The 15,180-nt window shown below is 54.8% G+C and carries 13 protein-coding genes and 1 pseudogene; 7 read left to right on the top strand and 7 right to left on the bottom strand.

Translation table 11 applies throughout. The features are described from left to right. The 5 genes and pseudogenes from ED901_RS16280 to ftsY all read right to left on the bottom strand — a co-directional run. Nucleotides 1–1,308, bottom strand: a pseudogene (locus ED901_RS16280) (hypothetical protein); the annotation flags it as partial. Nucleotides 1,309–1,866: 558 nt separating this feature from the next. Continuing rightward, nucleotides 1,867–2,724: an RNA polymerase sigma factor RpoH gene (gene rpoH / locus ED901_RS16275; RefSeq protein WP_122096533.1), complete on the bottom strand. Its 858-nt coding sequence runs from the start codon at nucleotides 2,722–2,724 to the stop codon at nucleotides 1,867–1,869. A 327-nt stretch (nucleotides 2,725–3,051) separates the two neighbouring features. Then, the gene (ftsX, locus tag ED901_RS16270; RefSeq protein ID WP_122096532.1) at nucleotides 3,052–4,032 is read right to left on the bottom strand and encodes a permease-like cell division protein FtsX; all 981 of its coding nucleotides are present in this window, start codon (nucleotides 4,030–4,032) and stop codon (nucleotides 3,052–3,054) included. Then, nucleotides 4,032–4,694, bottom strand: coding sequence for a cell division ATP-binding protein FtsE (gene ftsE, locus ED901_RS16265; RefSeq protein WP_056772179.1), 663 nt, complete (start codon nucleotides 4,692–4,694; stop codon nucleotides 4,032–4,034). Before ftsE ends, ftsX begins: the two co-directional genes overlap by 1 nt. A 5-nt stretch (nucleotides 4,695–4,699) precedes the next feature. Next, nucleotides 4,700–6,178 (bottom strand): signal recognition particle-docking protein FtsY, encoded by a 1,479-nt coding sequence (ftsY, locus tag ED901_RS16260; protein ID WP_122096531.1) that lies wholly within the window; start codon nucleotides 6,176–6,178, stop codon nucleotides 4,700–4,702. A 226-nt stretch (nucleotides 6,179–6,404) separates the two neighbouring features. Here ftsY and rsmD point away from each other — a divergent pair, with 226 nt between their 5' ends. From rsmD to ED901_RS16240, 4 genes are all read left to right on the top strand, one after another. Beyond that, complete coding sequence (gene rsmD, locus ED901_RS16255) at nucleotides 6,405–7,016, top strand: 16S rRNA (guanine(966)-N(2))-methyltransferase (RefSeq protein WP_056772185.1); 612 nt, start codon at nucleotides 6,405–6,407, stop codon at nucleotides 7,014–7,016. Nucleotide 7,017: 1 nt separating this feature from the next. Continuing rightward, nucleotides 7,018–7,296 (top strand): DUF1145 family protein, encoded by a 279-nt coding sequence (locus tag ED901_RS16250; protein WP_056772188.1) that lies wholly within the window; start codon nucleotides 7,018–7,020, stop codon nucleotides 7,294–7,296. Nucleotides 7,297–7,503: 207 nt separating this feature from the next. Next, nucleotides 7,504–8,130, top strand: a complete 627-nt coding sequence (locus ED901_RS16245; protein ID WP_056772191.1) for a lysoplasmalogenase — start codon at nucleotides 7,504–7,506, stop codon at nucleotides 8,128–8,130. Nucleotides 8,131–8,245: 115 nt separating this feature from the next. Further along, a complete protein-coding gene (locus tag ED901_RS16240; RefSeq protein WP_122096530.1) occupies nucleotides 8,246–10,588 on the top strand; it encodes a zinc/cadmium/mercury/lead-transporting ATPase in 2,343 nt (780 codons plus the stop codon). 21 nt (nucleotides 10,589–10,609) lie between these two features. On the opposite strand, the gene tusA is transcribed toward ED901_RS16240, so the two are convergent. Beyond that, nucleotides 10,610–10,855: a sulfurtransferase TusA gene (gene tusA, locus ED901_RS16235; RefSeq protein ID WP_056772199.1), complete on the bottom strand. Its 246-nt coding sequence runs from the start codon at nucleotides 10,853–10,855 to the stop codon at nucleotides 10,610–10,612. Between the two features lie 234 nt (nucleotides 10,856–11,089). Here tusA and ED901_RS16230 point away from each other — a divergent pair, with 234 nt between their 5' ends. From ED901_RS16230 to glpT, 3 genes are all read left to right on the top strand, one after another. After that, on the top strand, nucleotides 11,090–11,761 hold the full coding sequence (locus ED901_RS16230) for a 7-cyano-7-deazaguanine/7-aminomethyl-7-deazaguanine transporter (RefSeq protein WP_122096529.1): 672 nt from the start codon (nucleotides 11,090–11,092) through the stop codon (nucleotides 11,759–11,761). Between the two features lie 149 nt (nucleotides 11,762–11,910). Next, complete coding sequence (locus ED901_RS16225; protein ID WP_056772204.1) at nucleotides 11,911–12,468, top strand: DcrB family lipoprotein; 558 nt, start codon at nucleotides 11,911–11,913, stop codon at nucleotides 12,466–12,468. A 216-nt stretch (nucleotides 12,469–12,684) separates the two neighbouring features. Continuing rightward, nucleotides 12,685–14,037, top strand: coding sequence for a glycerol-3-phosphate transporter (gene glpT / locus ED901_RS16220; RefSeq protein ID WP_122096528.1), 1,353 nt, complete (start codon nucleotides 12,685–12,687; stop codon nucleotides 14,035–14,037). A 49-nt stretch (nucleotides 14,038–14,086) separates the two neighbouring features. On the opposite strand, the gene ED901_RS16215 is transcribed toward glpT, so the two are convergent. After that, nucleotides 14,087–15,163 (bottom strand): ABC transporter ATP-binding protein, encoded by a 1,077-nt coding sequence (locus tag ED901_RS16215; RefSeq protein ID WP_122096527.1) that lies wholly within the window; start codon nucleotides 15,161–15,163, stop codon nucleotides 14,087–14,089. Between the last annotated feature and the right edge of the window lie 17 nt (nucleotides 15,164–15,180).

Genomic DNA, 15,180 nt, shown 5'->3' with positions numbered 1-15,180 from the left:
AGATGCTCCCCCTCTGGCGGTAATCACCCCGGTTGATGTATTGGTCCAGGTATCTGTACTTTGTGCCGAATCTCCACCCAGCAGGAAGAGAGGGTTCGAAACCACATTATCCGGACCCGCGCCAACAAATTTAGCGTTCATACCGGTCACATCAATTTTGCCGGAATTATAAATATCTGAACTGTTCAGGCTGACGATTGAGTCATAATTGGTGAACAGTGATCCGGTATTAATAAATCGCCCGTGATCCAGTCGCATGGCATCCAGAACATAATAATTCTCGTTAGGAGAGTGGAAAATACTGGTATCACTTTGTGTATTTTTAGAAAAATATATGTCTAAATTCATAACTCCAGAGTTAAGAAATATCGCATTACTTTCCACCCTGACACGACCGGCAATATTAAAACCATCACTCACATCCTGCGAAGCGGGATTCTGCGCAAACGTCCCCCTCTGGGCAGCGTTTATAGTATATGCCTTACCCGCTCTATTTTCCGACACTACAGCACCGGTAAATACTGTTTCGTTTTCTTCATTGGTATTGCTGACATCAAAATATTGCGACGTCCAGATTTTTTTCCCGGTGGGTGTCGTTGCATCCAGGGTCCATGATTTCCGATCAGCAATGCTGTAACCGGTGATCGCGCCCGTTGCCTGATCCAGCGTCTGCGCAGTATAGGTTTTGCCCGTCGAATCCGTGACAAGCCAGGTGCCGTTCGCCTGCTTCACTGCCTGCATAGTCTCACCGCTGAGCGTCAGTGACGCTGTCGTTGCCCCCGGCACCATCGTCACTGACAGCCCGTTTGGATAAGTGGTGGTCACCGGCGTTTGATCTGGCGTATCGCCTCCATCATCGGGATCCGGTGGCGTATCACCGCCATCGTCCGGATTCGGTGGCGTATCACCGCCGTCATCCGGATTCGGTGGCGTGTTACCGCCGTCGTCCGGATTCGGTGGCGTGTTGCCGCCGTCGTCCGGATTCGGTGGTGTGTTGCCGCCGTCGTCCGGATTCGGTGGTGTGCTGCCGCCGTCATCTGAACCGCCGCCGCCGCCACCGCCAGCTGACATGGCAATACCGACCACCGCAGCCACTCCGGCAAGCGCGCCTCCCGTTATCCATAACTGCTGCTCAGTAATTCCTGATTTTTGACAGGCTGCGGGAAGTGCGTCTTTATCGGCCTGACTTAAACCATCAATATTTTTTGGACAAGCGGGAGCAGGACCGGAGAGCGGAGTAGCAGCAAATGAATTCTGCTGACTCAGGGCAAGAATAATACAAAGGGGTAATAACTTTATCTTTTTCATTAAATGAATCCTTTCAAACAGAATAAATAATCCCTCATGACCTCTAAAAAAACTCAACCCCTCTGTTAATCAATAGCTGGAGAGTATTTATTTTAGAAGTGCAGGAGTGATCAACCTCATTAACATTTCTGAATAAAAATAATCCATTATATTTTTCATAAAAAATGAAAGTTTTCGATCCTGACGATCTAATAATCAAATAAGCAGTAGTTTTATGCAGTTACAGAATATTTACTCGATCAAACCGATCGGCAATATTAAGTAAAATATTATTCTTAGAGGATATATTAATATACAGAATATTTGATTTCTAATTAATAGTTTTTTTATATACATTATATTTTTCTCTCTTCGGACAGGACTATGCCTCTGTAAAAGAGCGCAGGATTGACTGAAAGACCGGGGGAAAAATCATTACGTCAGGCAAAGAAGTCAGGATGTTGAAAAGGGGGATTTTTCGGAGCGGAGGGAGCTGAGGAATAAGGGCAAAAAAAAACTGGCCACCGAAGTGACCAGTTTTTTAACCCGAAGGTTGCTTATTCTTGATGAACTGCCGTATCAGGCTTCGATCGCCATACGCAGTTTTTTCATCGCGTTCTTTTCCAGCTGACGAACACGCTCTGCGGACACGCCGTACTTGTCGGCAAGTTCCTGCAAAGTCGATTTGTTATCGTCATCTAACCAGCGTGCACGAATGATATCCTGGCTGCGCTCGTCCAGACCTTCCATTGCTGAGGAAAGTTTGTCGGTCGCGTCCTGATCCCAGTTATCTTCTTCGATGGTTTCTGCGAAGTCAGAACTCTTATCTTGCAGATACAACATCGGTGCCATCGCCGCGCCGTCGCGTGGTTCGTCATCCGGCGTTGGGTCAAACGTCATGTCCTGTGCGGCCATGCGTGATTCCATTTCCAGCACATCTTTGCTGGTCACGCCCAGTTCGCGGGCCACGTGCTCCACTTCGTCGTGGCTGAACCAGCCCAGACGCTGTTTGTTTTTACGCAGGTTGAAGAACAGCTTACGCTGCGCTTTGGTGGTGGCGACTTTCACGATGCGCCAGTTACGCAGCACATATTCGTGAATTTCGGCTTTGATCCAGTGCACCGCAAAGGAGACCAGACGTACACCCACTTCCGGATTAAAACGGCGAACCGCTTTCATCAGGCCGATGTTACCTTCCTGGATAAGGTCCGCCTGTGGCAAACCGTAACCTGAATAGTTGCGGGCAATGTGAGCAACAAAGCGCAGGTGAGACAGGATCAGGTGTTTAGCCGCTTCCAGGTCACCGTCGTAATGCAGCCGTTCAGCCAGTGCCCGTTCTTCCTCTGCGGTCAGCATAGGATAGGCATTGGCCGCCCGAACATAGGCTTCCAGGCTACCTTGGGGTACCAGTGCTAAAGTGCGCATTTCTTTGGTCATTCAAGCCTCTCATGTATGACGTAATGCAGGTTTTATACCACGTTGCTGCGGGATGATACCGCCCTGTTGCTGGCCTTGATTGAAACACAATCTGACCACAACAAAGCAACGCCGAGCCCTTCATATTCGCTGCTTTTCGACCACGAATTTTACAAAAAGTTCAGGGGCAGATTCAACAGTCTGAAGACTGTAAGTGACAGACTGACTATTGGATAGTGAATTTGTGCCATTGAGGGAAAGCAGGAAAGAGAATGAAGATGAGATGAAGCGGCTCTCCCCCTGAAACACAATTCTTGAGCAGCAGGGGGAGATTATAGCAAAAAAACGCTACTGTGGTGTAAATCGCCGTAAATGTTGAACCGTTGCCAGCCAGGCGGCGATCCAGCCGATCATCGCAGAAATCAGGAGCAACAGCAGACTTTCGTCCCAGCCCAGACCGTGAAGATCAAAGGTGGTACCGAAGACTTGCGCGACCTGCGTCACCACGCTCTCAAGGCGCAGCACCAGCACTTCCGAGAGGATCAGCGAGAGCAATGCGCCCGTAAATCCAAGCATCGCGCCACCGTTAAGGAACGGCCGCAAAATGAACCCATCGGTTGCGCCAATCAGCTTCATCACGTTGATGGTATCGCGGCGGCTGAAGATGCTCAGACGCACACTGTTACCAATGACCAGGAATACGGCAATGACCATCAGGATGCCGATCATCGCAGCAATCTGCCCGACCAGCCCCGTCAGCGCCGCCAGACGGGCAAACCAGCTGTCATCCATACGCACTTCATCCACGCCCTGCACCGCCGCTACGCGATCGCGCAGGGTGTTGAGTGTGGCGGAGTCCTGGAAATTCATTTTCGGCGTAATGATCGCCACAGCGGGCAGCGGATTTTGCTCAAGCATATCCATCGCACCGCCAAAACCTGACCAGTTACGGAACTCACCCATCGCTTCTTCGCGCGACAGATAGTTAACCTTGTCCACGCCCGCTTCGGTTTTGAGGGTTTTCACCACGTTTTCCGCGGCGTTGTCGTCCAGCGCTTTGTCGAGATACACCGTCAGCTGTGGCGTGGGATACCACTGCTCTGCCGCCGTACTGACGTTTTTCCACACCAGATAGCACACGCTCGGCAACGTCAGGGAAATGGCGATCACCATCACCGTCAGCAGCGTCGCCAAAGGCTGACGCAGCATGTCGGCCAGCGCGTTCATCCACGCATAGCGCCACTGTTCACGCCAGCCGCCCTGCAACGCCTTACTTTTGGCGGCGCGGGCGCTTTTTGCGGTTTTTGTCGGGTTTGGGCTGTTCGCCATCAGTACATTCCTCCCGACATACGCCCCTGACTCAGCGTCAGCGTGCGGTAATTACGACGGGCAATCAGACCCACGTCGTGCGTTGCCATCAGTACGGTAACGCCAACCCGGTTAAATTCTTCGAATAAACGCAAGATACCTTCCGACAGTTCGCCGTCGAGGTTACCGGTCGGTTCATCCGCCAGCAGCACCGCAGGCTTGTTGACCACCGCGCGGGCAATGCCCACACGCTGTTGTTCACCACCAGACAGCTGGATGGGCAGATTTTTGGCTTTATCCAACAACCCGACTTTATCCAGCGCTGCCGAGACGCGCCGGCGAATATCTTCGGTGCTGGCACCGGCGATAATCAGCGGCATCGCCACGTTGTCATACACCGTGCGATCCATCAGCAGATGGTGGTCCTGGAAGATCATACCAATCTGACGACGCAGGAACGGCACTTCACTGGATTTCAGGCGGCTGATGTCGTGGCCGCCAAACAAAATCTGTCCGGCGCTGGGACGCTCAATACCGCAAATCAGCTTCAGCAGGGTACTTTTACCCGCGCCAGAGTGACCGGTCAGAAATGCCATTTCCGCTTGCTGGATGTGAAAATTGACGCCCTGAAGCGCCTGTCGTCCGCCCAGATAAGCTTTACTGACCTGTTCAAAGCGAATCATCCGTATTAATCCTCTCGGGCAAAAAGTGCCTCAATAAAATCGTCTGCCTTAAACGGCCTTAAATCTTCGATACCTTCGCCGACCCCGATATAACGAATCGGAATGCTGAACTGATCGGCGATGGCGAATATCACGCCGCCTTTCGCGGTGCCGTCCAGTTTAGTCAACGTAATGCCGGTTAGCCCGACCGCTTCGTTAAACAATTTTGCCTGGCTGACGGCATTCTGGCCGGTACTGGCGTCAAGCGTCAGCATAACCTCATGCGGGGCATCTTCGTCGAGCTTCTTCATCACACGGACGATTTTCTTCAGCTCTTCCATCAGATGCGCTTTATTTTGCAGGCGGCCTGCGGTATCAGCGATCAATACGTCGACGTTACGGGCTTTTGCTGCCTGAATGGCATCAAAAATCACCGAGGCTGAATCTGCACCGGTTTGCTGAGCAATCACCGGGATCTTGTTACGCTGACCCCAGACCTGCAACTGTTCAACCGCCGCGGCGCGGAAGGTATCGCCTGCGGCAAGCATCACTGATTTGCCCTGCGCCTGGAACTGACGCGCCATCTTACCGATGGTGGTGGTTTTACCCACGCCGTTCACGCCCACCATCAGAATGACATACGGGGTTTTCCCGCTGACATCCAGTGGCTGTTCCACTTTTGACAGAATTTCGGACATTTCTTCCTTCAGCTTGCCGTAAAGCGCATCCGCGTCTTTCAGCTGCTTACGGGACGCGTGCTCGGTCAGGGAAGTGATGATTTTGCGCGTGGTTTCGACGCCAACGTCGGCGATCAGCAGCTGTTCTTCCAGCTCCTCAAACAGCTCGTCGTCGATTTTCTTACCACGGAACAGGCCGACAAAACCGGAGCCCAGATTCTGACGGGTTTTGACCAGACTGCGTTTGAGACGGGCGAAGAAGCCTTCTTTGGTCGGGCGTTCCTGCTCGGTTTCACCGGCGGGCAGCACAACGATCGGCTCCAGCGCCACAAGCGGTTCATCGTCAACCGCCACGCTGTCGTCGATGGCATCAAGAACGTCTTCGCGGGCGTCTTCTGCCATCTCGGCGGCTGACTCGACGAATTCATCTTCGACAATCTGCGCTTCCTGCACCACCGGCTCTTCAACCACCGGCGCGGCAATGATGATCGGCTCTTCGATTTCAGCTTCAATGACGACCGGCTCAGGGGCGGCGGTTTCTTCCGCCACCACCGGCTGCGCAGCAACCTGTTCAGTGATGTGAACGATGTCGTCTGCCAGTTCCTCAGCAGCGGCTAAAGGTTCAGGCTCCCTGACCTCTGGCTCAGGTTCTTTAAGAGGTTCAGGCTCGATAACCGGCTCGGGTTCAGTGACCGGCTGCGGTTCAACGGGGACGCCGGGCTCTTCGACAACCGGCAGTTCTTCGCGTGTTTCTTCTTTCTGCTGCTCTTCTTCCTGACGGCCACGGCCAAACCAGGAGAAGAAACCGCGTTTTTTGTCTTTTGCCATTTTACAACTTCACTCCTCGCCGCTAATGATTGGCGAACGGATTATTAATAGGGTTATGATCGGGCAGTCTATCACTTTCCCCTTCCGGCAACACGCCCGCGTGTTGAATTCCGCTGGTTTTTCAATCGCCAATGTTAAACATTTGCCCATTGCCCGCACACCGGTAGAATAGCCCTCCAAACGATATGCAACGAAGCCCGACGGCTTCGGATTACTGAAGTGAACTATGGCAAAGAAACCTAACACGCCCGCAGCAGGCCAGATACGCATTATTGGCGGCCTTTGGCGCGGACGCAAACTTCCGGTTCCACACAGCCCGGGGCTACGTCCGACCACCGATCGCGTGCGCGAAACGCTGTTCAACTGGCTCGCACCGGTTTTACAGGGCGCGCATTGTCTGGACTGTTTTGCAGGCAGCGGCGCACTGGGTCTGGAAGCGTTGTCACGCTATGCCGCCAGCGCCACCCTGCTCGAGTTTGAACGCCCGGTTGCACAACAGTTAGAGAAAAACCTGGCGCTGCTAAACGCCAAAGATGCGAAAGTATTCAACGTCAACACATTGAACTGGCTGGCAAAAGCCGGGAATGCCTTTGACGTGGTTTTCCTCGATCCGCCTTTTCGCAAAGGCATTCTGCAAGACACCCTGAATCTGCTTGAGCAGAATCAGTGGCTGGCCGATGAGGCCTGGATTTATGTCGAAACAGAAGCCGAGCACGACACTCTGGACGTGCCCGCCAGCTGGCGGTTACACCGGGAGAAAGTCGCCGGACAAGTTGCTTATCGCCTTTACCATCGCGATGTGACGCCTGAAACCGGCTCACCTGAACAGGAGCAGTAAGATGTTGATCAATATTGGTCGGTTGTTGATGTTATGTATCTGGGGGTTTCTGGCGTTTAACCTGATCCACCCGTTCCCTAAGCCGATCAAATATTTTCTGGATGTGGCGATTGTGTTCATGTTTTTCATGCACGGCCTGCAGGTCATGCTGCTGAAAGCCACGCAGGGCAAGGACAAAGACACCATCGGCCCGTGGCTGCAAACGCGTATTTTCCTGTTTGGCGTGTTTGAACTGATGGCATGGCAGAAAAAACAGCCACCGATGCCGGGCAAAAAGTAATGCCTGCTTTTACGGCGTGCTCTGCGCCGTAAACGCTCCCTTCCTAAACCCACGGTCACCAAACCTGCCGTTACGGGGATTTCTGATTGTCGCCGGTGCGCCCTCTCTCCTACACTGAAAGCAAGTACCGGAAAACAGGATGTGTTTTCCCGAAGGCAGACCTTGCATCGGTTTTATGTTCTGTTCTGAAAGATAAAAGGATAAACAATGAGTTGGCCATTCCTCGCTGTATTTTTCTCCGGCTGGTTGTTCGTTGATGCCAGTTACCGCGGCCTGCGCTGGCAACGCTGGGTCTTCAAACCTGTCACCCTGTTGCTGCTGCTGTTACTGGCGTGGCAGGCGCCCACGCTGAATGTTTACAGCTATCTGATCCTGCTGGGTCTGGCGGCAACGCTGGTGGCAGACGGTCTGCTGCTGCTGCCTGAAGAACGCTTTATGTACGCCATCGGGGCGTTCTTCCTGTCGCATCTGCTCTATACGCTGAGTTTCGCCAGCCAGATGACCATTACCTTCTTCTGGCCACTGCCGCTGGCGTTGCTGGTGATCGGCGCAATACTTCTTGCGGTGATCTGGACGCGACTGGCCGAACTCAAATGGGCAGTGACCACTTACATCGCCATGACCCTGCTGATGGTCTGGCTGGCAGGCGAACAGTATTTTGCGCGCAGCACCGACATGGCGTTCTCGCTGTTCTGCGGCACCGTGCTGCTTCTGCTGGGTAATATTTTCTGGCTTGTCAGCCGCTACCGCTTTAAATTCCGCGCCGCCGACGGCCTGGTCGCCGCCTGCTATTTCGGCGGACACTTCCTGATTGTCCGGTCGCTGTATCTTTAAATCCCTTCACCCGCGGAGCCGTTCAGGTTCCGCGAGTTAAATACTTCTTGACCTTAGAGCTGACTCCAACGTTTAGACTGGGTGTAATTCCACTCGGTTTGAAACCGGAGGCTCTATGATCCCCCTTAAAAGAACGAACATGTGTCAGTGCGGTTGCCAGGGCAAACATACCCCGGCGTTGCATATCACTAAAATCAGCACCCTTTCCCCCGCGGGGACTCCCCCTGCCGGATGTTGCAGTGAAAGCGCCCCGCTGGCGGCCTCTGCCGGCAGCTGCTGCACGCCTAAAACAGCGGAACACACACACTGTTCTGACGACAGCGGCACGGAAAGTTCGCCGGGTGAAGATGATCCCAGCGCGCCTCTTCCCGGAAACCAGCAATACAGCTGGCGCGTCGAAGGCATGGACTGCCCGGCCTGTGCGCGCAAAATTGAAAATGCCGTTTCCGGCCTGAAAGGCGTCAGCCATGCGAAAGTGCTGTTTGCCACCGAAAAACTGGTGATTGACGCCAGCCACGACATCTCGCAAAACGTGCTGCAAGCCGTCACCGGCGCAGGGTTCACCCTGCAATCTTTGGATAAAACCCGGAATCCTCCCGCGCAGGACGTGTCATGGCTGAAAGAATATCTGCCGCTGCTGGCGCTTTCAGCGCTGATGCTGCTGAGCTGGATACTCGACAGCGTCAATCCTCAGGCCGGTGAAATTGCGTTTATCGCCACCACGCTGGTCGGCCTGTGGCCGGTGCTGCGTCAGGCGATTCGCCAGACCCGCGCCGGATCGCCGTTTGCCATAGAAACCCTGATGAGCATTGCGGCACTGGGCGCGCTGTTTATTGGCGCAACCGCCGAAGCCGCCATGGTGCTGCTGTTGTTTATGGTCGGCGAACGCCTCGAGTCATTTGCCGCCAGCCGTGCGCGCAGCGGCGTAAAAGCGCTGATGGCGCTGATACCCGATACCGCCGTTCGCGTGACTGAGGGCAAAACGGAATCCGTCCCGGTCGCCAGCCTGCGTCCCGGCGATATGATTGAAATCGCCGCAGGCGGACGTCTGCCTGCCGATGCGGTGCTGCACAGCGCGGCCAGTTTCGATGAAAGCGCCCTGACCGGCGAGTCCGTGCCCGTAGAACGTCAGCCCGGTGAGAAAGTCCCGGCGGGCAGCCTGTGCGTTGATCGCCTGGCCCGTCTGGAAGTGGCTTCCGCCCCCGGCAACAGCGCCATTGACCGCATTCTGCAACTTATCGAAGAAGCCGATGAGCGACGCGCGCCGATCGAGCGCTTCCTTGATACCTTCAGCCGCTATTACACACCGGTCATTATGCTGATGTCGCTGCTGGTCATCATCATTCCACCGCTGGGGATGGGGCTTTCCTGGGATACGTGGATTTATCGCGGCCTGACGTTGCTGCTGATTGGCTGCCCTTGTGCGCTGGTGATTTCAACACCGGCGGCGATCACCTCCGGGCTGGCTGCGGCGACGCGTCAGGGTGCGCTGATCAAAGGCGGCGCTGCGCTTGAGCAGCTGGCGCTGATCGAAACCGTGGCGCTGGATAAAACCGGTACGCTGACCGAAGGTAAACCGGAAGTGACCCATGTGCAGGTGCTCAACGGCGCCAGCGAAGGCGAAGTGTTAAGCCTCGCGGCGGCGGTGGAAGAAGGCTCCCACCACCCGCTGGCGCAGGCGATTTTAGCGCGTGCGAGAGAACACAATCCGTTGCCGATAACCGCTCAGGACCGCCGTGCGCTGGCAGGTTCCGGTGTGGAAGGCGTTGTCTCAGGCAGAAGGATCCAGGTACTGGCTCCTGTGCGTGTGGCGTCAGGCGTGCTGAGTACGGACGCCACCACGCAAATTGCAGGCTGGGAATCTGAAGGTAAAACCGTGGTAGTGGTGATGCAGGACGCACAGGCGATCGGTCTGGTGGCGATGCAGGACCGGCTGCGGGAAGATGCTGTTGAGGCGCTGCGCGATCTGCAGGCGCTCGGGGTTTCTGCGGTAATGCTGACCGGCGATAACCCGCGCGCGGCGAAAACTATCGCTGACCGGCTGGGCATCGAATTCCGGGCGGGCCTGCTGCCGGCGGATAAAGTCTCGGCGGTGACCGCGCTGAATGCCGTTAAACCGGTGGCGATGGTCGGTGACGGGATTAACGATGCGCCGGCGATGAAAGCCGCCACTATCGGTATTGCCATGGGCAGCGGCACCGATGTGGCACTGGAAACCGCCGATGCCGCGCTGACGCACAACCGTCTGAGCGGGCTGGCACAGATGATCAGCCTGTCACGCGCCACACGGGCCAATATCCGTCAGAACATCACCATTGCGCTGGGGCTGAAAGCGATATTCCTGGTCACCACCATTATGGGGCTGACCGGATTGTGGCTGGCGGTGCTGGCGGATTCCGGCGCAACGGCGCTTGTCACGGCTAACGCTTTACGGTTGTTGCGCAATAAATCACGTTAAGGATGTCGGGCTGGGTTCGGTCTACAGCCCTTTGCACAGCAGATAGCGGTACGGCAGGTTTTCGGTATCGGACGCCAGCAACCTGTGCTCCATAAAGCGGCAGAAACCCGGAATATCGCGGGTGGTTGCCGGATCATCGGCGACGATCAGCAGGGTTTCCCCGTCTTTCATGGTACGTACCGCTTTGCGAACCATCATTACGGGTTCCGGGCAACGCAGGCCCAGCGCATCAAGCTGATGGTCCGGGTTGATAAAGGGATCGTTCATTTCGTTTCTCAACATCTGGGTGCAGGAATGCGCGGTTGTCTGGCAAAGGCCAACAGTTTAACCCGCAGAATTTCTGGTGCAACTCACGCGGCTCATTGCGCTAAAATTAACCGTTGGATCTGTTGCGCAAACGGTGCGCAAACAGGTACTATGCGCGCCGCACCGAATTATCGGCGCGAAAAGTCACAATATTCTTGGGTTCCCTCACCCCAATTCACTAAAAAGGTCACATCTATGTACTCTTTTACTGCTCAGCAGCGGTTTTCCGCGCTGATATGGCTTTCGCTATTCCACATCGCCATCATCACCTCCAGTAACTATCTGGTTCAGTTGCCCGTCTCCATTTTTGGTTTCCACACCACCTGGGGCGCGTTCACCTTTCCGTTTATTTTTCTGGCCACCGATCTGACCGTCCGTATTTTTGGTGCTCCGCTGGCGCGACGCATTATTCTGTCGGTGATGGTGCCGGCACTGGCGATCTCCTACGTGATTTCCGCGCTGTTCTTCGAAGCGCAATGGCAGGGTGCACAAGCGCTCAGCAGCCTGAATATCATGGTCGCGCGCATCGCCACCGCCAGTTTTATGGCGTATGTGCTGGGGCAAATTCTCGACGTTCACGTGTTTAACCGCCTGCGCCAGAACCGCCGCTGGTGGATAGCGCCAGTCGCCTCGATGTTCCTCGGCAACATCAGCGACACGCTGTCGTTTTTCTTTATCGCCTTCTACAAAAGCAGCGATGCGTTTATGGCTCAGCATTGGGTGGAAATCGCGATGGTGGATTACACGTTCAAAGTGCTGATCTGTCTGGTGTTCTTCCTGCCGATGTACGGCATGCTGCTGAACATGCTGCTCAAACGTTTGTCCGCACAGGGAAATCACAACCACCCGGCTCTGCGCGCGCACTGAAAATCTGCGGGGGAAAATGGCCCCCCGCTCACCTCGCTAAAAACAAAAATCGCGCCATAATCTGACTTGCATTTGTGGCGTGAATAGGTTGCCATAAGGCCGTTAAATCAACATCTCAGCCTGATAAACAGGTCACTTAAGGAAGCCCGATGCGTAACTTCGCTAAAATGATGGGAATGGCAGTACTGATCGCCGGTCTGGCTGCGTGTGACGGGAAGTCCACTGATGCACCGGATGCCAATAAAGCCGCCGCCGCCGCCGCGACAACCGCGCCAGTCAGCCTGCTGGATGGGAAAGTGACTTTCTCCCTGCCGCAGGGAATGAGCGACCAGAGCGGTAAGCTGGGCACGCAGGCAAACAACATGCACGTATATGCTGACAGCACCGGTCAGAAAGCGGTGATTGTGATCCTCGGCGATAACACCACCGAATCGCTGGAAGTGCTGACTGCCCGTTTGCAGGATCAGCAAAAAGCCCGTGATACCAACTTGCAGGTCGTGACCAACAAATCGATTCAGGTTAACGGACAGACCATGCAGCAGTACGACAGCGTCATCACCTCGGCCGGTCAGAAAGCCTATTCTTCTATCGTGCTGGGTAAAGTGGACAGCCATTTGCTGACGCTGCAAATTACCCTGCCAGCCGACAATCAGCAGCAGGCGCAGGCTGATGCAGAAGCCATTATCAATACGCTGAAAGTGCAGTAAATTCAGGGTCAGTGACACCCTCAGGCGGAGCTCAGGCTCCGCTTTTTTTTATCTCCTTCAGCCACTTTGCTTCTCCGCACGCTCCTCCGTAATAAAAATGTAACAATTCTGTCATAACTCACAGTTCGTTTGCGCGCAAACCGCTAACATGATGTTCGTTTTAGAACACACTTGCTCATGACGAGTCAGACCTGATTTATGCCATCGGAGGCATGTATGCTCAGTATTTTCAAACCCGCACCACACAAAGCTCCCGTGGATGAAAACCACGTCGACCCGCTTTATCGCCGTCTCCGCTGGCAGATTTTCATGGGGATTTTCTTCGGTTACGCCGCCTATTATCTGGTGCGCAAAAACTTCGCACTGGCCATGCCGTACCTTATCGATGAGGGCTTCTCCCGTGGCGATCTCGGTTTTGCGTTATCCGGTATTTCTATTGCGTACGGCATCTCAAAATTCATTATGGGGTCGGTATCAGACCGCTCGAATCCGCGCGTGTTTCTGCCCGCCGGTTTGATTCTGGCTGCGGCAGTGATGCTGTTTATGGGCTTCGTGCCGTGGGCGACCTCAAGCATTGCCATCATGTTTGTTTTGCTGTTCCTGTGTGGCTGGTTCCAGGGAATGGGCTGGCCGCCGTGCGGACGCACCATGGTTCACTGGTGGTCACAGAAAGAACGCGGCGGCGTGGTATCGGTATGGAACTGCGCACATAACGTCGGCGGCGGTATTCCTCCCCTGCTGTTCCTGCTCGGGATGGCGTGGTTTAACGACTGGCACGCAGCGCTGTACATGCCTGCTTTCGGCGCGATCCTGCTGGCCGTATTTGCCTTCATGACCATGCGCGATACCCCGCAGTCCTGCGGTTTGCCGCCGATTGAAGAGTACAAAAACGACTATCCGCCGGACTACGTGAAAGAATCCGCCGAGCAGGAACTGACCGCGAAACAGATTTTCATGCAGTACATTTTGCCGAACAAACTGCTGTGGTATATCGCGCTGGCAAACGTATTTGTTTACCTGCTGCGCTACGGCATCCTCGACTGGTCACCGACTTACCTGAAAGAAGTGAAGCATTTCGCGCTGGATAAATCCTCGTGGGCATACTTCCTGTATGAATATGCGGGGATCCCGGGGACGCTGCTGTGCGGCTGGATGTCGGACAAAGTCTTCAAGGGGAATCGCGGCGCGACCGGCGTGTTCTTTATGGTGCTGGTGACCATCGCCACCGTCGTGTACTGGCTGAACCCGGTCGGCAATCCGGGCATTGATATGGCCTGCATGATCACCATCGGCTTCCTGATTTATGGCCCGGTGATGCTGATTGGTTTACACGCGCTGGAGCTGGCACCGAAAAAAGCAGCGGGCACCGCGGCAGGTTTCACCGGTCTGTTTGGTTATCTTGGCGGCTCAGTCGCCGCCAGTGCGATTGTCGGTTACACCGTGGATTATTTCGGCTGGGACGGCGGTTTTATCGTGATGATCGCCGGTTGTGTGCTGGCCGTGCTGCTGCTGGTTCTGACCATGCTCAGTGAAAACAAACACAAAGCGCAGCTGGCTAAAAGTGCCTGATTGAGGATCACCGGCAGCCAAAAGGCACCCCTGGGTGCCTTTTGTTTTCCTACGCCATAGCCTGCGGGATCCGCTTTCCCTGTGCATCAAACAGCAAAACACTGGCGGCATTAAACCCGAACCTGAGGGCGGTATGGCGGGGAAACGAAAGCTGTTTCGACGATTTCATCTTCAGGGCGTGCTCACCAAATGTTGCGTACACCAGCGTCGAATCCCCCTGAAGTTCCGTAAAATCGACCACAACGTCAAACGCATGATCCGTCGCTTCCTCCAGGCGTAACAGCTCGGGGCGGATGGCGAGCGACACCGTCTGTCCGTCCTGCGCCGCCGGGAATTTATCCCCCAGCGCAAACAGCGGCTGCCCGTTAACCCAAAGCTGGCGTCCAACGACCTGCGCCGGGATCACATTGATTTTCGGCGTGCCAATAAAACCGGCAACGAAAAGGCTGGCGGGATGGTTATAAAGCTCAACCGGCGTGCCGATTTGCTCAATATTGCCCTGATTAAGCACCACAATTCTGTCCGCCAGCGTCATCGCCTCGACCTGATCGTGGGTCACGTAAATCATGGTATTTTTCAGGCGGCTATGCAGCTGACTGATTTCCTGTCGCATCTGTACGCGCAGCGCGGCGTCAAGATTCGACAGCGGCTCATCAAACAAAAACACTTTCGGCTGCTGGACAATAGAGCGGCCAATCGCCACGCGCTGACGTTGTCCCCCGGAAAGATGCTGCGGTAAGCGATCAAGCATCTCGTCGAGACGTAAAATCTGCGCAGCCTCCTGAATGCGTCGCACGATTTCTTCCGGCGGCGTGCGGATATTCTTCAGGCCAAAAGCCAGATTCTGCCTGACGGTCATGTGCGGATAGAGTGCGTAGGACTGAAATACCATCGACAGTCCGCGTTTTCCGGCGGGCAACCCGGTGACGTCGGTTTCCCCGATGCAGACAGTGCCGGCGCTGAGCTGATCCAGCCCGGCAATCAGGCGCAGCAACGTCGATTTCCCGCAGCCTGAGGGGCCGACCAGCACCAGAAATTCACCGGAACGGATCTCCAGCGACAAATCGGCAATGACGGTGATTTTGTCATAATACTTTTTGATATTTTTGAGCGTTAAGCCTGACATAACGTTGTCCTTTCAAA

Origin of the sequence: Rahnella sp. Larv3_ips (assembly GCF_003697865.1) — a bacterium.
Classification (GTDB): Bacteria; Pseudomonadota; Gammaproteobacteria; order Enterobacterales; family Enterobacteriaceae; genus Rahnella; species Rahnella rivi.
This window is presented reverse-complemented; position numbering and strand designations above follow the sequence as displayed.

What these genes read in the sequence shown, in the direction of transcription:
- glpT (WP_122096528.1), top strand. Translation starts at nt 12,685, where the DNA reads ATGCTCAGTATTTTCAAACCCGCACCACACAAAGCTCCCGTGGATGAA.
- ED901_RS16230 (WP_122096529.1), top strand. Translation starts at nt 11,090, where the DNA reads ATGTACTCTTTTACTGCTCAGCAGCGGTTTTCCGCGCTGATATGGCTT.
- rpoH (WP_122096533.1), bottom strand. Translation starts at nt 2,724, where the DNA reads ATGACCAAAGAAATGCGCACTTTAGCACTGGTACCCCAAGGTAGCCTG.
- ftsY (WP_122096531.1), bottom strand. Translation starts at nt 6,178, where the DNA reads ATGGCAAAAGACAAAAAACGCGGTTTCTTCTCCTGGTTTGGCCGTGGC.
- ED901_RS16245 (WP_056772191.1), top strand. Translation starts at nt 7,504, where the DNA reads ATGAGTTGGCCATTCCTCGCTGTATTTTTCTCCGGCTGGTTGTTCGTT.
- ED901_RS16215 (WP_122096527.1), bottom strand. Translation starts at nt 15,163, where the DNA reads ATGTCAGGCTTAACGCTCAAAAATATCAAAAAGTATTATGACAAAATC.
- rsmD (WP_056772185.1), top strand. Translation starts at nt 6,405, where the DNA reads ATGGCAAAGAAACCTAACACGCCCGCAGCAGGCCAGATACGCATTATT.
- tusA (WP_056772199.1), bottom strand. Translation starts at nt 10,855, where the DNA reads ATGAACGATCCCTTTATCAACCCGGACCATCAGCTTGATGCGCTGGGC.
- ftsX (WP_122096532.1), bottom strand. Translation starts at nt 4,032, where the DNA reads ATGGCGAACAGCCCAAACCCGACAAAAACCGCAAAAAGCGCCCGCGCC.
- ED901_RS16250 (WP_056772188.1), top strand. Translation starts at nt 7,018, where the DNA reads ATGTTGATCAATATTGGTCGGTTGTTGATGTTATGTATCTGGGGGTTT.
- ED901_RS16225 (WP_056772204.1), top strand. Translation starts at nt 11,911, where the DNA reads ATGCGTAACTTCGCTAAAATGATGGGAATGGCAGTACTGATCGCCGGT.
- ED901_RS16240 (WP_122096530.1), top strand. Translation starts at nt 8,246, where the DNA reads ATGATCCCCCTTAAAAGAACGAACATGTGTCAGTGCGGTTGCCAGGGC.
- ftsE (WP_056772179.1), bottom strand. Translation starts at nt 4,694, where the DNA reads ATGATTCGCTTTGAACAGGTCAGTAAAGCTTATCTGGGCGGACGACAG.